The sequence below is a fragment of the Saccharopolyspora spinosa NRRL 18395 genome (genome assembly GCF_000194155.1).
Taxonomy (GTDB): Bacteria; Actinomycetota; Actinomycetes; order Mycobacteriales; family Pseudonocardiaceae; genus Saccharopolyspora; species Saccharopolyspora spinosa.
Genome location: NZ_GL877880.1, coordinates 250320 through 266989 on the forward strand (window position 1 = coordinate 250320; position 16670 = coordinate 266989).

12 protein-coding genes are annotated in these 16670 nt (G+C 69.4%); 1 reads left to right on the forward strand and 11 read right to left on the reverse strand.

What is annotated here, in order from left to right; all coding sequences use genetic code 11:
• Positions 1-15 precede the first annotated feature (15 nt).
• From SSPN_RS49505 to SSPN_RS46860, 7 genes are all read right to left on the reverse strand, one after another.
• Positions 16-3306, reverse strand: coding sequence for an RHS repeat-associated core domain-containing protein (locus SSPN_RS49505; protein WP_049887697.1), 3291 nt, complete (start codon positions 3304-3306; stop codon positions 16-18).
• Entirely contained in the window at positions 3212-4837 is a 1626-nt protein-coding gene (locus tag SSPN_RS60695; RefSeq protein ID WP_049887698.1) for a DUF6531 domain-containing protein, read from the reverse strand. Before SSPN_RS60695 ends, SSPN_RS49505 begins: the two co-directional genes overlap by 95 nt.
• 43 nt (positions 4838-4880) lie before the next feature.
• Positions 4881-5471: a YbaB/EbfC family nucleoid-associated protein gene (locus tag SSPN_RS0131855; protein WP_010313021.1), complete on the reverse strand. Its 591-nt coding sequence runs from the start codon at positions 5469-5471 to the stop codon at positions 4881-4883.
• Between the two features lie 118 nt (positions 5472-5589).
• The gene (locus tag SSPN_RS58785; protein ID WP_010313023.1) at positions 5590-6162 is read right to left on the reverse strand and encodes a type VII secretion target; all 573 of its coding nucleotides are present in this window, start codon (positions 6160-6162) and stop codon (positions 5590-5592) included.
• Positions 6163-6181: 19 nt separating this feature from the next.
• A complete protein-coding gene (locus tag SSPN_RS0131865; protein WP_010313025.1) occupies positions 6182-6943 on the reverse strand; it encodes an ESX secretion-associated protein EspG in 762 nt (253 codons plus the stop codon).
• On the reverse strand, positions 6940-8508 hold the full coding sequence (locus SSPN_RS0131870) for a WXG100 family type VII secretion target (protein WP_010313027.1): 1569 nt from the start codon (positions 8506-8508) through the stop codon (positions 6940-6942). Before SSPN_RS0131870 ends, SSPN_RS0131865 begins: the two co-directional genes overlap by 4 nt.
• Before the next feature lie 56 nt (positions 8509-8564).
• Positions 8565-8966 carry a hypothetical protein gene (locus SSPN_RS46860; protein WP_010313030.1) on the reverse strand — a complete coding sequence of 134 codons (402 nt, stop codon included), beginning with the start codon at positions 8964-8966 and terminating at the stop codon, positions 8565-8567.
• A 161-nt stretch (positions 8967-9127) separates the two neighbouring features.
• On the opposite strand from SSPN_RS46860, the gene SSPN_RS0131880 reads away from it, so the two are divergent.
• Entirely contained in the window at positions 9128-11215 is a 2088-nt protein-coding gene (locus SSPN_RS0131880; protein WP_237710860.1) for an AfsR/SARP family transcriptional regulator, read from the forward strand.
• A 77-nt stretch (positions 11216-11292) separates the two neighbouring features.
• Here SSPN_RS0131880 and SSPN_RS0131885 read toward each other — a convergent pair whose 3' ends face one another.
• The 4 genes from SSPN_RS0131885 to SSPN_RS0131900 all read right to left on the reverse strand — a co-directional run bounded on the left by SSPN_RS0131885 (position 11293) and on the right by SSPN_RS0131900 (position 16620).
• Positions 11293-12150, reverse strand: coding sequence for an SGNH/GDSL hydrolase family protein (locus tag SSPN_RS0131885; protein WP_237710861.1), 858 nt, complete (start codon positions 12148-12150; stop codon positions 11293-11295).
• 299 nt (positions 12151-12449) lie between these two features.
• Positions 12450-14729, reverse strand: coding sequence for a translocation/assembly module TamB domain-containing protein (locus tag SSPN_RS0131890; RefSeq protein ID WP_010313037.1), 2280 nt, complete (start codon positions 14727-14729; stop codon positions 12450-12452).
• 299 nt (positions 14730-15028) lie between these two features.
• The gene (locus SSPN_RS0131895) at positions 15029-15781 is read right to left on the reverse strand and encodes an amino acid ABC transporter ATP-binding protein (RefSeq protein WP_170121630.1); all 753 of its coding nucleotides are present in this window, start codon (positions 15779-15781) and stop codon (positions 15029-15031) included.
• A gap of 8 nt (positions 15782-15789) precedes the next feature.
• Entirely contained in the window at positions 15790-16620 is an 831-nt protein-coding gene (locus SSPN_RS0131900; protein ID WP_010313041.1) for an amino acid ABC transporter permease, read from the reverse strand.
• Positions 16621-16670 lie beyond the last annotated feature (50 nt).

A 16670-nucleotide genomic window follows, 5' to 3' on the forward strand; every position in this document is an offset into this window, starting at 1 on the left:
CTCAGCGGCGGACGACTAGAAATTCTTGAACATGTCGCCGTACTGGTCGTCCCAAACCGACTGCTTTTTGGTGCCCGGGTAGCAGTGGTAGCTCACGTCGTTGGAACCGCCGGTGAAGTCGCCCGACACCTGGTAGCGGACACCATCGACGCTCTGCGCCGGATTGGCGCCCTCGTAGATCGATCCGTCCGGGCGCCTGAAGCCATCGTGGCTGATTTTCTCAAGATTCTTGTACGCCGCGTCGTCCTTCTTCACGGCTTCCTGGTAGCGGTCGTTCGCAGCCTTGTACTCGGCGTAGTCCTTCTCGCCCGACCGGAGGTCGTGCCAGGCCTGATCCCGCTCCCGCTTCGCCTCGAAGCGAGCGTCGGCGGTGCCCCCGTCCTTGTATGCCTCCAACTTCTCCTGGCGTTTGAGGTCCGCGATCTCCGCGGCGTTCTTGCCGAAGTAATCCCTGTGCGCCTGATCGCCGATGTTCTCCGGGAACTTGTTGGCACCCGCGGACTTGACGTTCGTGTTGTCCATCCCGGTGATGTTCGTGGTCTGGTGCTTGTTCTGGTGGGCTTCGACGTCGACGTTGTACTTCTTGCCGTCTACCTCGTACGTCCCCACGGGCTTCTGCTTGAGCGCCCTGGTCTCCGGCTGGTCCGTGTTGCTGCCGCCCTGGTTCGAAGGGCCTTGCCCGTTGTTCCCGGTCTCCGGCGTGTTCGGTGCCCCATGCTTGCGCCCGGTCTTGTCCTTCGACCCCGCAGTGGCCTCCTGCCCCTGCTGGCCCTGCGTGTTCTTCCCGCCGCCCTTCTTAGGCTTCGGCATCAGCCCCAGCGGGTCCTTGGCGCTGTGCGGGTTGCTGACGTAGGCGACGGGGTTCGGTGCCGGGGCGAGTCCCAGCGGGTCCTGGCTGAGGTAACGACCGGTGGCCGGGTTGTAGTAGCGGTAGACGTTGTAGTTCAGACCGGTTTCGAGGTCGGCGTACTGGCCGGGGAACCGCAGCGGCGTGCTGGCTGCGGTCGGCTGCGCGGGCAGTGCCCTGCCCCACAGGCTGTTTCGGCCGTGCCAGGTGAGCATTCCGCTGGGATCGACCAGATCGGTCGTCGTCCCCACCGGGTCGGTGATGACCGAGTGGAACCGCTCCGGCGCATCCGCGCCGCGCTCGAGCTGGGCGACGGGTGCGTCATCGTCGGGATGATGCGCCCAGGTCGTCACCGTGCGGCGGCCGTTGGCATCGGTGTGCACCTGCTCGATCAGCGTCCCGCCGTCCCAGGTGAAGTCGGTCTGCTCGGCCACCGCGGACATGTCGGGAGTGAGTTGCTGCTTGGCGATCCGCCGGCCGACCGGGTCGTACCGGTACCGCCAGACGACACCCTCCGGGGTCGTCACAGCGATCAGCCGGTCGTAGGAATCCCACGCATAGCGCCAATTCCGGCCAGCGTTGTCGGCGCGGACGACCAGCCTCCCCTGCGCGTCATGCTGGAAGGCGACCGCCCCGGCGGCGATCAGGCTGTTGCCCGCATAGCGCCGTGGACCGGTCTCAGCATCGTTGAGGCCGTTCGACGCGACGACGTTGCCCGAACCGTCGTACCGGTAGCTCTCCTGCCGGTCCGGTGCGATGACTTCGACCACCCGGCCGGACGGGTCGATCTGGTAGCGAATGCTCCCGGAGAGCCCGTCGTCGGTACCGATCAGCTTGCCGTCGGGTCGGTAGCGGAACCGTCGCCGCAGCACGTGCTGGCCCGAGCGTCCCGCAACCACCTGCGAGGTGAGCCGCTGCTCGCCGTCGTACGACTGCACCAGAGTCACCGCGCCGTCGACCGAACGGTTGATCTGCTGACCGGCGGCGTCGTAGCCGAAGTTCAGCGAATGCCCGGCGAAGGACAGGCCGGTCGGCCGACCCGCGGCGTCGTAGTTCCAGGAACTGGTCACCCCGGACGGCGTCTGCCGCCGGATCACGCCATGCTGGCTGTCGTAATCGAACGTGACCGACCGGCCGTTGATGGTCTCCGCGGTGATCCGCCCCTGGTCGTCCCGCTCGAACTCGAGGACGGCGTCGTCGTTGGTCGCCCGGATCAGGTGGCCGACGGGTGAAAAGGCGTACTTGGTGACGCCCGACGGAGCCCGCCACTCGATCAGGTTGCCGAGCGCGTCGTAGACGTATTCGGTCTCCTCGCCCACACCGTTGACCGAGCGGACGAGCTGTCCCGCCAGGTCGTAGACGTAGCGCAGCACCCGGCCGTCGAAATCGTGTTCCTCGATCACCCTGCCCGCGAGGTCGTAGACGTAGCGCCAGGTCTGGCCCTGCGGATTCGTGACGGAGGTCAGCCTCCGCTCGGTGTCGTAGGTTCGCGTGGTGCGTGCCCCGGTCTGGTCGACGCTGGCCAGCTCGACCTCGAACGGGCCGTACTCGGTGGCGGTCACTCGGCCCATCTCGTCGGTCTGCGCGATCTGGTTGCCCTCGGGGTCGTAGCCCCATTGCACCCTGTTGCCCAGCGAGTCGACGCGCCAGGAACGACGGCCTTCCACGGTCCAGCCGAGCTGGATCCGCCCGCCAGCCGGCGTCGTCGTCTCCCGGGGGCGTCCGAACAGGTCCAGCAGCCGGGGGCCGGGCTCGTTGAGTTCCGGTTCGGTGGTCTCGGCACGTCCAGAACGGATGCTTTCGACGCTGAGTTGCGGTGCTACGCCCACCTTTCCGCACAACGGGTCCAACGCCTCGTCGTCGTAGGCACGGGTCCAGGCGCGTTCATCACCCTTCACCTCGATCGACTCGACGGTGCCGTCGTCGGCGAGGTTCAGCCGGACGGTGCTTCCGTCCGGGCGCGCGATCCACCTCGGCTTGCCCAGGCTGTCGTACTGGTAGTACGTGGTTCGGCCCAGCGGATCGGTCCGGTAGAGCAACCGGTCGTAGCGATCCCACGTCGACAGCGTGGTGTTGCCGAGCGCATCGGACTCCCGCACGAGCTGCTTCGCGTCGTTGAACTCGAACTCTTTGATACCGCCCAGGGAATCGGTGTACCGGGTGATCGACCCATCGTAAGCGAAGGTGGAGTCGAAGAAGCCCTTGTCGCCCACCGTCCGGACGCAGCGGCCGTGCTCGTCGTAGATGTAGCGGAACCAGAACCCGTTGCGGTCCTGCCACTCCGTCAGCCTGCCCGCGCTGTCGTACTGGAACAACAGCGCCTTGCCCGAGGAGTTGACCACCTCGCTCAGGCGTCCCCGGTCGTCATAGCCGTACCGCATCACCAGCACGTTGAGATCGTTTTCGCGGTCGACCACGCGAACGGCCGTGACCCGTTCCCGGGCGCTGTCGATCTCCACCCGGTACCCGTCGGAATGCCATGTCGATCCGCCGACCGCCGGCGTCCTCGACCGCCAGCAACGGCAGGACCCGGTCGCGCTCGCCCAGCGGACCGAAGTGAAGGATCTCCTCCTGCTGCGGCTTCTCCAGGCTGTAACCGCCGCCGTCCCGCACGCTCAACGGCCACCGCGGTCCTTCGATAGGCAGCATCTCGCAATCCGCTGGCGGCAGTGGGTAGACCAGGATCATGCCGTCCGGGGAGAAGTAGCAGACGTTCTCCGAGTCGACCTCCAACCGCTGGTCCAGCGTCGAGGTCCACGACGGACCGAACCACCGCCCCGCGCGGTACGACGAGATGTACATCCTCTTCAGCACCAGGCTCAGCGGGCCTTGGATTTCCAGGTCGATCTCGGTCATCACCACGTGACCGGTGGCCAGGTCGACCGGTTCGGAGCCGCCCGTACAGATGTCCTCCCCCGGAATCGAACGGTCCCTGGGATTGCCCGGCTTGTTGCCGGAGCCGTTCGGTTTGCTGTTCGACGGCGTCGTCGGAGAGCTGCCGCCATCGGGATCGCTCGGCTTCGTCGGCGTACCGGGCGCGCTGCTGCCCGGTCCGGCGCCGGATGGCTTGGTCTGCGCCGGACCGCCCTCGGGCGTGGGCTTCGACGTCGAACCGTCGTCGGACGACGGCTTGGTCGAGGCCGGACCGTTGTCCGGGGACGACCTCGGCCTCTGACCGTCGGCGGACGACGGCTTGGTCGGGGCCGGGCTATTCGGGCCTTCGGCCTTCCCGTCATTGGACTTGATCTTGTTCAGGGCCTTCTTGGCGTCGCCGAAGGAAGTGCCGAGCTTCTTCAGCAACGGCGACAGCGCCTTCATCGCCTTGATCAGCTTGGTGGTGATATCGGCAATCTTGGCAACGGTCTTCGCCACGGCCGCGACCACCTGCGGCACTACCCAGGCCATCGCGATGCCCAGCGTGGCGAGGACCTGCAGCGCCCAGGAGATCAGGCGGCCGACGAGTTCGGCGATGATGTCGCGGACGAGGGTTCGAACCGTCGCGACGACCTCGCCCGCGGTGCTGATCCCGCCCGAGGCCCCTTCGGCCGCTTTCTGGGCGGCCTCGATGAGCTTCGCCGTGTCCTCGCTGCGCGCCCGGTAAGCATCCGCGGCCTCGCCGGTCCAACCGGCGGTGTCGCTGTTGACCAGGTTGGCCATCTCCGTGTTGATCTCGCCCAGTTCGGTGGCGATGTTCTGCCAGGTTTCCGAGTGGGCCTTGATCTCGTCGGCGTCGCCGGTCAGGGCGTCAAGCGCGTCGGACAACGGGCCGATGTGCTCCATGAGCCAGCCGACCCCGGCGGCGAGGATCGAGCCGAAGGGGTCCATCGCCATGCTGACCGCGTCCATCGCTGTGCCCGCCACGCCAAGCACACCGGAAGCCCAGTCACCGCTTTCGATGGCCTGCTTCGTGTCGTTCACCGACTCCAGGATCGGCACACCGCTGAACGCCTGCGTCGAGTCCTGTCGCTCAGCGACCAACGGATTCGTCACTGCATCACTCCGGGGTTGGAAGAACGGGCAAGGTCAGGTGGCGTCAGTCCCGCAGCGGGTCGAAGTCGGGGCCGAAGTCGTCCTCGTCTTCGAAGCGGGGCCGCTTCGGCGGTGCCGCAGGCGGCGTCGGCCCGGCAGCCGGGGGCGCGGGCGGCGGCTTCGGGGTTTCCTCGTCGGCCGGAAGTTGCCACTTCGACGGGGTTTCCGGCTGCTCTGGCTCCTGATCCTCGGGCTGCTCGGGGAACCGCTCGCGCAGGTTGTCCAACATCATCGAGCGCGTCTGCGGGTCCTCGTCCCCGAGATGCGCGGACATCGTCTCGCCGACCCGGCTCGCGATGTCGGACTGCGCACGGTGCATCGTGGACAGGATTTGCGCGGCGAGCTCGGACGGCGCCATCGTGCGGACCTTGTCGGTGAACTCCAGGTCCGTGACGCTGCCGTCGGCGCGAACCGTCACCTTGATGCGGCCGTCCGGGCTGGCCGCGGTCAGCCGCAACTGCTCGGTCTCCGCCTGCATTTCCTGGTAGCGCCGGGCCTTGTCGGCAAAACCCTGCGCCCACTCCTGGATCCGCTGCTCGGCATCGTCGGGGTCGGCCCCGATCGCAGCGAACCCACCCCGGCTCTCGCCCGGCATCGCACAACCTCCAAAAAGCTTCTACTCCGCGATCTGCCTGCTGCCCTGGAACGGCGCCGAAGGCACCTCACCACGGCTTAACCCCATGGGTTCCGCCGCTGCCTGACGCTGCACGGGCTCAACCGGATTCGAACGACCTACGGTATGTCGCGAACGGCTCGACCTGCTCCGCCTGGCGATACGACGCCGGCTCACCCTGCTCCGCCGGGGTGTACGACGCCGCGTACGACGCCGGCTCACCCCGCTCCGCCGGGGTGTACGACGCCGGCTCACCATGCTCCATCGGGCGATAGGCCGCCGTTGCCTCCACAGGCGACGACGCGCGGCTGAACCCCGTGGTCTCACCAACCGGCTCGCGCAGCGCGACTGCCGATTCCTTCACCCGGACGGCCTCGTCGAACTGCGAGAAGTTATCCGCACCCGCCTCGTCGATTTCCTGGTACGCCTTGGACGTCTGGCGCACGTTGTCCGCCGTGACGCTGATGCCTTCCTTCGCGGCCTTCAACGCGTCCATGCCCTCCTGCTCCATCGGGTTGATGATGGGCGGTAGGAACGAGCACAGGAGTCCGTACGCTTCGTCGGACATGCTCACGGCCTCGGCAGCCGAGATCGCGGTGTCCATTCGATCGGTCAAGCCATCCAGGTGGCTGGCGTGCGCGGTCAGCTCCTCGGTGACGACCTCGAACGTCATGGCGCTTCCCCTCGGTACTTCAGTCCAGCTTGGACAGGACTTCGGCCAGTCGGCGCTCGACGCGCCGGTTGTCGGCCGGGCTGATGCTGAGCCAGGAATCCTGGCTGACCATCAGGTAACGGCCCTGGGGCGTGTCGAACCAGGTGACCAGCGTCGACGCCCGCGCCGAGCGGTGCGTGACGCCGAACTGCCCACCGGCGCAACGGGTGTTCGCCAGCTCGGCCAGCGTCGCGGCGTCCTGCGCGGACAGACCGGCCCTGGCCAGCGCTGTCTCGTCGTCGTAGTCCCCGCCGAACGGGTCGTCCTCGTCCTCTTCGAGCGCGCTGGTCAGCTGCTCCTGGCGCAGGGACAGCGACCGCAACGGTCCGGGTTCGGCGGGCGGCAGCACGCTCACGGCCGACATCGCCAACGAGGTCGGGCGGATCTCCGTCAGGTGCAGCTCGTCGGCCACCAGCTGCGCGAGCACGCCGGTGCGCCCGGCGACGGCGGCCAGGGCCTGCACCGGACCCCCGAGGTGGCCCACCACGTCGACCGAGGTGTCGTGCTCGTCGAGCAACAGCAGCAAATCCGCCAGCCGCGGGTCGAGCTGGTCGCCCGTCGCGTACCCGCGGCCGGACAGCGACCGGAACGCATCGGCGGCGAGCTCGGCGCGCTCCTCCATCGTCGCGCCGAGGCTCGGCACCTCCAGCGGGAACGGGACGCGGCCCAGCCCGAGCGCGCCGTGGACGAGGTCGAATTCGGCGGCGGATAGCACGAAGTCCGGCGCTGTTGTCGCGGTCATCGCTGGTCCTGCTGCTTCTTCCGCTTGCCCTCGCCGATCACCGGCGGCGGCAGGTCGGCGCCAGGCACCTCGACTACCGGGCCGCCCTCGACGTACTTGCTGGTGCGTTCCTTCTCCTGGTCTTCGTTCTGGCCGCGCTTGCCGCCCATCGGCCCCATCCCGGCGCCCGCCATGCCGGACTGACCGGGCATGCCTGATGCTCCGCGACCGCCGAACCCGCCGTCGGGACCGCGGCCGGTGCCCGACCCGCCGCCGGAGCCGACGCCCGACGATCCGCCCGGGCCCACACCGGAACCGCCGCCCGCACCCGGCATGCCGCCCGGTCCACCGCGAAAGCCCGAACCGCCCGAGCCGCCCGAGCCGGAACCCGTGCTGGGCAGCGCGGGCCCGCCCCCACCGCCGGGGCGGGGGATCGGCGGGATCGGCCCGCGCCACCCGCCGCGCGGATCGCCGGGTCCGGGGTTCACGCGCGGTCCGGTCGGGTAGGGGCCGTCCGGTCCCTGGAACGGCCGTGGCTGGTGCCGCCGATCGTCGCCGATCGGCGGCAGGTTGCCCGGCGGGTAGGGCCCGTTAATGCCCTGGGGGGTCGTGGTCTTGGGCTGGTAGTCCCCGGGGGGCGGAATGGCCGGCGGCCGAAACGACTGCGTCGGGCCATCAAATGATGTGGGGCCGCCCGGCGCCGGGGCCGGGAAGGACGGCGCCGGCGCATCCATCGGCCCGGTACTGCTGGGGTTCGGCGCATGGAACGGCGTCGGGTCGAGCGGCACCTTCGCGGTCAGGGGCTGGGTTGCCGAGACGTCGCCCGGCAGAGGCTCGACCGGCACCGCAGCGGTCAGGCGCTGGGTTGCCAGAACGTCGCCTGGCGCCGAGTTCGGGAGGGTCGAGTCCGGCGCTTCCGGAGCCCTGTCCACGTTCCAGGGCTTCAGCTTGGCGCGCTCGCCCAGGAGCTGCCGCGTCCGGTGCACCGGCTCGTCGTTCCCCATTGGGTTCGGCGGGGGAGTGAACTTCGGGGTGTCGCCGTCGATGTTGCGGGACTGGTCCTCCATCCAGGTCATAACCTGGACCGCCTGCTGGTGAGCGGAGTCGGATCGGTCGCGGTGGGCCTTCAAATCGACGCAGGCCTTCTTGAAGGCCTCCAAGTTGCCGGTGGTGTAGCTCACGAGCGCCACCGCGTTGAGCGTCTCGCCGCCCCCGACCGGCTCGGGCATCTCGGCCCTGGCCGTTTCCATGATCCGCCCCTGCACCGCGATCCGCTCCCCCAGCGCACCTGCCGTCGTGCCCGCGTCGTGGTTCCAGTCGGCCAGCTGCTGGATCGCCGACCGCGCCGCGTCGGCGGCCTCGCCCTGCCAGCCCGCTTCGGTGGCTCGCAGCCGCTCGCCCATGCGCGTAGCGGATTCGGCCAGATCGCGGCTCAGCCGGTTCCATTCATCGGCCAGCTGGCCGACGCGACCGGGATCGTTGCCGGCGTGCACCGCCTCGTAGAGCTCGCGGTGGCTGCGCGAGGCCCAGTTCTGCGTCTCGGTCAACGCGAAGTCGGCGTCCGGCCCAGTGGTCTCCTGAGTCATGTCCGATCTTTCCCCCTCGACTACGGATCGGTGCGCCCGGCCGAAACCCGGTCCCATCAAACGAGCTTCCGGAAGGAGTCCGACGCGTTCTCCTCGATCTCCCGGTACACGCGCATCGCGTCGACGATGGCGTCGCGGGCAGCCTCCAGGACCTCGCGGTATCTCGTGAGCACTGCGTTGAAGGAGTTCTCGTGGCCGTCGGCACGGGTCGCGAACTTCGCCGACATGGCCTCGCCGACCGGGTTCTGCCCCAACGGCGCGTGCTGGTTGAGCGAAGCGGACTTGGCCAACCAGTCGTCCACTGCGGACAACTGATCCTCCAGTGCAGCGAGGATCTCCGCACCCGCCACTGGATCCAGGCGCAAACCTTGCGCTTTCACCGCCCGGCGCAAGTGCCTGACGCCGGAGACGGACCGAGCGAGCGCAAGCTTTGCCGGTTCTTCGACGTCTTCGCTCATGAATCCCCCAGACAAGACATCACCTGGCTATGATCGCACAAACCGCCAATGCCGGACCAACGCCAGACCAACGCGCGCGTTGGCCGGTGCACTCGCCGGCGAACGACTCGATCGGGGAACAGATGTCTTCTCCGAGAACCCGACCACAACTGCAGATTCGCTTGCTGGGCCCGGTTGAATTGCTGCGGGCGGACGGGAGGACGGCGGCCATCGGTGCCGCCAAACGGCGCAATATCCTTGCCGCACTGGCAATCGAGCTCAACCGCGTCGTCTCCGTCGACCGGCTGATGGACATCGCCTGGAACGGCGATCCACCGCCCACGGCCAGAGCCTCGCTGCAAGGCCACATCGCCCAGCTGCGCAAAGACCTCGGCGACGGCGTGAAACTTGTTACCCGTTTCCCCGGCTACCTGCTGCTCGCGCCCCGCGCACTGCTCGACGTGACGCGGTTCGAGGACCTGATCACGGACGCCAGGGACGCGTCCGACGACGAGGCCGTCGACCTGCTGCGCGCCGCGCTGGCCCTGCGCCGCGGCCCGCCCCTAGCCGACGTCGAGGCAGAGGGCCTGCGCCGCGACGCCTCGGACCGGCTGGACGAGTCGGTGGTCACTGCGGTGCACGAGCTGGCCCGGCGGCTGAACCGGCTCGGTCGCGCCGCCGAGGCGATCGACCAACTCCGGGAAGCCGTCGCGATGCGGCCGCTGCGCGAGCCCCTGGTGGAGCTGCTGGCGCTGAGCCTGCATCAGGCCGGTCGACAGGCCGAGGCGCTCGACGTCTTCCGCGACACGCGGATCCGCCTCGCCGACGAGCTCGGCGTCGACCCCGGAGTCGGCCTGCAGGAGGCATTCCGCACCGTGCTCGGCGCCGACGACGAACGGCCGCAGGCTCGCGTTCCCTCGCAATTACCAAGGGAGAACCGGGGTTTCGTGGGCCGCGGCACCGAACTCGCGCAGCTGGACGCGGCGCTGGACGACGACGGCCCGATCCGGATCCTCACCGGTCCTGCGGGCGTCGGCAAGACCGCGCTCGCGCTGCGCTGGGCGCACCAGGTGGCCGCGGACTTCGAGGACGGCTGCCTGTTCGTCGACCTCCGCGGGTTCGACGATGCGGATCCGGTGGCGCCGGAGCAGGCGCTCAGCGGTTTCCTCCGCGCGCTCGGGGTGCCTGCCGCGCGGATCCCCGACGACCTCGACGAACGCGCCGCGCTATACCGCTCGGTGCTGGCGGACCGTCGGCTGCTGGTGGTCCTCGACAACGCGCGTTCGGCCGCGCAGATCCGCCCGCTGCTGCCGGGCAACTCGGGTTGCGTGGTGCTGGTGTCCAGCCGGAGCCGCTTGGACGACCTGGTGGCCACCGAAGGAGCGGTCCGGCTGTCGCTGCCGGTGCTGGACCGGGAGGCGGCGGTCGCCGTTCTGCGGCTGCTGCTCGGCGCCGAGCGGGTCGCCGCCGAACCCACCGCCGCTGCCGAGCTGGCGGAGCTGTGCGACCGGCTCCCGCTGGCGCTGCGGATCGTCGCCACCCGCGGCTCCAGCCATCCGCACTTCACGATCCGCTCGGTGGTCGACAGCTACTCCGACGAGCGCTACCGGCTGACCAGGCTTTCGCTGCCGGATTCCGGCGGGAGTATCCGCACCGCCCTGACCACCAGCTACCGACTGCTCGACGCCGCGTCGGCGCGGCTGTTCCGGCTGCTGGGCGAGCACCCTGGCGCCGAGGTCGACTACTTCGCGGCCGCCGCGCTCGCGGGCACCACGCTCCGGGACAACCAGGCCCGGCTGGAGAGCCTGGTGGCGGTCAACCTGCTGCACGTGACCGGCCCCGGCCGGTACGGGCGGCACGCCCTGGTCCGGCTGCACGCGGCGGCCCTCGCCGCGGCGGAGCCCGCAGCCGACCGAGAGGCCGCGATCACCCGGCTGCTCGACTACTACCTGCACGCCGCCGAAAGCGGCTTGCGCGCGGTCGAAGGTTCGGCGCGGCGGCCCGGGCAGCACGCCGCGCACCCGCTCGCCGAGCTGCCCGACCTGCCAACGGCGCAGGCGGCGCGGAGCTGGTTCCGGGCCGAAGAAAACAACATCCAGCACGCGCTCGCGCTGGCGACCGCGCGCGGCCGCAACGACCGGGGGTGCCGGCTCTGGCTGTACCTGGACCGCTTCCGCCGCCACCTCGGCGGGCCCGACCCCCGCGAGCTGGGTGAAGCGGTGGCGCAGGCGTTCTTCCCCGGGCACATCCGCACGAGCTCGATCGCGTAACAACAGAAGGCCCCCGCAGCTGGTGGCGGATTCCAGGGATCATTGCAACCCAAGGCTGCGGGGCCTTCTGGGTCGTGTCAGGACCGGGTGTGCTGTACGGCTTCCGCGACGGCTCGGCCGAAGGCGAGCATGCCCTTTGCGTTCGGGTGCAGCGGGGCCGCCACAGAGGTCGGGATGACGCCCTCGTAGTACTTGTCCGCCGGGGCGGCGCAGACGTCGTGGCCCACGCTGACCGGGCCGAGGTCGACGAATTCCGCGCCGTGCGCCGCCGCCCGCGAACCGAGCATGGCGCTCAGTTTGTCCACACTGGACTGAATGTAGTCCGCGTCGCGCGCCCACATCGGTTCCTTCGGGTAGCAGCCGCCCGGCCGGAGGTAGGTGCCGTAGCCGACGACCACGATCTCGGCTTTCGGGGCCCGGCGGCTGATCTGCGCGAGCGCCTCGTCGAAGCGCGGTTCGAGCGCCGCGATCCGCTCCGCCAGTTCGTCCCGGCCGCCCGCGGTGAACTCGTCCGCGCACGACGAGCCGACCGGTTCCGGCAGCAGGTTCATGCAGGAAACCGCCGCTTGCACCAGGCCGACGTCGTTGCCGCCGATGGTGACGGTCACCAGGTCGGTCCGGTCGTTGAGCGCGTCGTACTGCGGGGCCATGATGCCGTGCTGCCTGCCGGAGAAGTCCTCGATCTTCGCGCCCGAGCAGGAGACGTCGGTAAGCTTCGCGCCGATCAGCCTGGCCGCCACCCGCGGGTAGTTTTCCCTGGAGCGGAAGCAGAGCAGGTTCGGGTCGGGGTTCGGAGTGAGCGGCCCGGCGGCCGCCGAATCGCCCACGGCCACGTATTCGAACTCGTCGGCCGCGTGCGCGGTGGGCGCAAGCAGCGCCCCCGCCACGGCGAGGGCAGAACCTAGTTGGGCGAGACGACCGAGATGAGATCCCACGTGGGCCTCCTGCATGAGCTGGGCGTTGGCCAGCTTGATCTAGCACGACAAGATCCCAACGGCGCGAGAATTCACCCGATCGTCGAGCGACGCGACGTGCTCCGCCGCAATTTCAATGGAAGTCGAAGGCCCGTATTCCTTTGAGCGTTTTTCATCCTGGCCGATCCGCAGCCGCGCCACGACTGCGAGGACAGTCCGGACGCCGCGTCATGCACAAGTCCGGGATCCCGGAGCCGAGACGGCTTCTGAGGTTCCGCTACCCGCACCGCCACGAAAAACGAGTTTTGATCGATATTTCCCTAGAGTTCTCGGTGGAGGGCTCTGGTGATGCCCGCGGCGACCGTGGTCGCGAGGATCCAGCCCGAGGCGATCAGGACCACCGTGATCCACTGCGAATTGCCGTGGGCCTGCCACATCACGTCGTGGCCGAGGTTGATGATCGGCACCAGCTGGTCCACTGTGTACAGGAGGGGGCTCCACACCGGGTGGTCCTCCTCGTTGATCGGCTCCAGCTTGTGGGACTCGAACCAGGTGGTGCCCGCCGCGGTCAGCAACACCAACCAGATCAGGGCGCGCAGCGGGCGGTAGCCGTAGCTGACCGTGATCAGCTGCAGCGCGCTCCACAACCGCACCGGTAACCGGAACGCCGGGCGGGTCGCCGCCGTGATCGCCTGGTAGCGGCGCTTCTGCTTCTCGATCAGCACCTCCGCCGCGTGTTCCTCGTTGCCGTTGCCGCGAAACACCCGCGCCAGCTGGTCGTACGGCCCAGGCTGGTAGCGGCCGCCGGAGTTGGCGCGCAGCCAGTCGAGCCGCTCCCGGACCGCGGCCCGGTCGGTCGGCTCGATGGTGGTGGTGAAGTTGTCGTACGCGAAGTCCTCGACGTCGACGCCGCCGGATGCCGCCCACAGCTGCGAGTTGTCCGCGAGCAGTTCGCACTGCGCCTGCCGCAGCATGATCCGGCCCTGCGGCGCGATCTCCGGAAGCAGCGTGAGCTCCTGCACTACCAAGCCGAAGGCGTTGATCGCGTTGCGGCTCGAGCCGTCGCCGAGGCGGCAGCCGTGGAAGTTCGCCTGCCGCCCGATCTCGGCCCGCCGCAACTGCACCTCGCCTTCGGCGACGAACGGCCTGCTGCCCGCCGCGCACACCAGGTCTCGCGCGATGTTGGCCGCGCGCAAGTCCACAGAGGACTTGTAGGCCATCCGGTGGCGGTGCCACGCGGGCTTGGTCAGGTGCGCCGAGCGCAGGTCGACGTTGGCGCCGATCTGGGCGCCCTGCAGTTGGATCGAGCCGACGACGTCGGAGTCCCGGCAGTCCATGTTGCTGCCGACCACGATCCGGCTGGCCTGCAGCACATCGATGCGCGGGCCGTGCAGCTTCGCCCGGTTCAGCTGGAAGCTGCCGTGCACCCGGACGTCGATCATCCGCACCTGGCCGTGCAGGTCGACCCGCGACGCCTCCAGGTTGCCGAGGATCTCGGTGCCGTCGATGTGCACCGCGCGCAGCGGCTGCTCGACCGAGGCCTTCGCCGAGCGCGACCAGCTCAGGTCGATGTGCGCGCCGGACATCCGCAGGTCGCCGCCGACCTTCGCGCTCACCATCCGGATCGTGCCGCCGCTGCGGAAGCCCTGGTCGATCTGCACGTCACCGCGGATGTCGCCGCGGTCGACGACCAGCGTGCTGGTCGGGTCGTCGTACTGGGACTCGCCTCGGCGCGGGGGAGCGACGCCCGGCTCCAGCACCGCGTCGCGCAACCGCAGGTCGCCGGCGATGTGCGCGCTGGGCAGGAACAGGATCCCGGCGACGGTGAACGGCTGGCGGGTGAGCGGGTCGACGTCGCAGCGCAGGCTGCCGCCGATCTGGATCCCGTTCGCGTTCAGCGCGTAGTAGCCCCGGTTGCGCAGCGACCCGCCGGAGAAGTTCAGGTTGCCGCCGACCTTCGCGCCGGGGATGCGGATCTCGCCGGACGTCCGCAGCCGCAACCCGAGCAGCGCGCCGTTGACCGTCAGGCGGTCACCGTAGACGGCGCGGCCGCCGGGGTTGCGCAGCTCGCTGTCGTTGAGCAGCAGGGAACCGCCGAGCTGGGCGTCGGCGAGGTCGACGATGCCGCCGACGCTCGTGCAGTTGCGCAGCACGGTGTCGTTGCTGGTGTTGAGGTTGCGGGCGTCGATGCCGGGGAACCGGCAGTGCCAGAGCACCAGGCCGGCGATGTTGGCCTGCCGCAGGTCGGGGGCCTGCTCGAACCGGCAGCGGACGAACTCCAGCAGGTACGGCAGGTCGGTGGCGCGCAGGTCCAGGTGGCCGGTGATCACGGCGTCCTCGATCGCGATCACCTGCTGCTGGCCGCCGCTGCGCCGGGCGAAGGGCCGCCAGCCGGGCTCTTCCAAGGACTCGGCCAGGCGGCGGGCGAGGTATTCGCCGCGGATCTCCTGGTCCTGGAGGTGCCACGGGGCATGCACGTCCAGCGGCGGAGCGGCGTCCTGGGGCGCGCGATCCGCTCTGCCCTGCCGGAGCAAATCCTCGAACCGCTGCTCCGCAGTGGTGAGCGGACCGTTGTTGTCCCACGGCTTGACGACCGGCACCCTCGCCCCCGAACTTGTCCCAACGTGTCGATCACACGAAACGTAGCTGATCGACCAGCTGTGGAATTAGCCCGTTTGGAATCGATTTGATCTTCCTCGCCCGACGCGGCCACCCGCGCCGCGCAGAACGGGCCTGGAAACGGGTTCCACAGAGCTCGGACGTTCGACCTCGACACCTGGTTGCGACATCCCGGCGCAGTGCACCGGGATGGCCTAGTGCCGGTTCCACGTGAAACCCCCGGCGATCCGCCCTGGTTCGGGCGGTGCCGGGGGTTCGCAGCAGTGCGGTACGGGCGGGATCACTCCGGAGTCGGGTGGGCGTGGGTCGGGTCGAGGACGCGGGCCAGGAAGGTGCGGGTGCGCTCCTCCTTCGGCGCGCCGATGACCTCGGCGGGCGGCCCCTGCTCGACGATCCCGCCGCCGTCCATGAACAGCACCCGGTCGGCCACCTCGCGGGCGAACTGCATCTCGTGGGTGACCACGAGCATCGTCATGCCCTCGTCGGCGAGCTCCCGGATCACGCCGAGCACATCGCCGACCAGTTCCGGGTCCAGCGCCGAGGTCGGCTCGTCGAACAGCATCACCTTCGGGTTCATCGACAGCGCTCGCGCGATCGCGACCCGCTGCTGCTGACCGCCGGAGAGCTGGGCCGGCATGGCGTCGGCCTTCTCCAGGAGCCCGACGCGGGCCAGGTTCTCCCGCGCGATCTTCTCGGCCGCCACCCTGTCCCGGCCCAGCACCTTCCGCTGCGCCACGGTCAGGTTGTCCAGCACGTGCAGGTGCGAGAACAGGTTGAACTGCTGGAACACCATGCCGACGTGCCGGCGGGCGCCGTCGAGGTCGGTGTCCGGGTCGGTGAGGTCGGTGCCGCCCACCACGACCTTGCCCGCGCTCGGCTCCTCCAGCAGGTTCACGCAGCGCAGCAGGGTGGACTTGCCGGACCCGGACGGGCCGATGATGCACACCACCTCGCCGCGCTCGACCTGCAGGTCGACGCCGCGGAGCACCTCCAACGAGCCGAACGACTTGCCCAGCCCGGAGATGTCGATCATCACGTCGCTCACGCCGTGGCCCCCTTCGTCCGCACCCCGCCGTACTTGCGCTCCAGCAAGACGGAAACCCGGGAGAGCGGGATCGTGATGATCAGATAGCACAGGCCCGCCACCAGCAGCGGCGTCAGCGACGCGTACTCGTTCAGCGCCGCCCGGCCGAACTTCGCCAGCTCGTACTGGTCGCTGGCCAGGCCGAGCAGGTAGATCAGCGACGAGTCCTTGGTGAGCAGGATCAGCTCGTTGGTCAGCGGCGGCAGGATGATCCGGAACGCCTGCGGCATCACCACGGTGATCATGGTGCGGGTCGGCGACATGCCCAGCGAGCGCGCCGCCTCGATCTGGCCGCGCGGCACCGCCTGCACGCCCGCCCGGATGGTCTCGGCCATGTAGGCCGCGCCGACCAGGCCGAGCGCGAGCATCGCGGTGGAGTAGATGTCGAACCGCAGCTGGAAAGCGATCGGCACGCCGAAGCCCAGCGCGATGAACACCAGCAGCGCGGGCAGGCCGCGGAACAGCTCGATGTAGCCGGTGGCGATCCACCGGTACGGCCCGACCGGCGACATCTTCATCAACGCCAGCAGGATGCCCAGTCCCAGGCCGAAGCCGAAGCCAAGCGCGGTGTAGATGATGGTGTTCACCAGCGCCGTGGTGATCACGCCCGGGAACTGCGCGACCGCCACGTCGACGTTGAAGAACGCGCGAGCGATGGAACCCCAGTCGGCGACCACGGCCGCGACCACGATGACCACGATCAGCACGGCGTACTGGATGCCGCGGTTCAGCCGCGCCCGCTGTCGTCGGCCCAGCCCCGACTTGGGCCGCTCGGTGTCGGTTGTCATGAAGTCTCCTGATCAGTGTTCGGGGCCGGCGGTGGAGCGCCCGCCGGCCC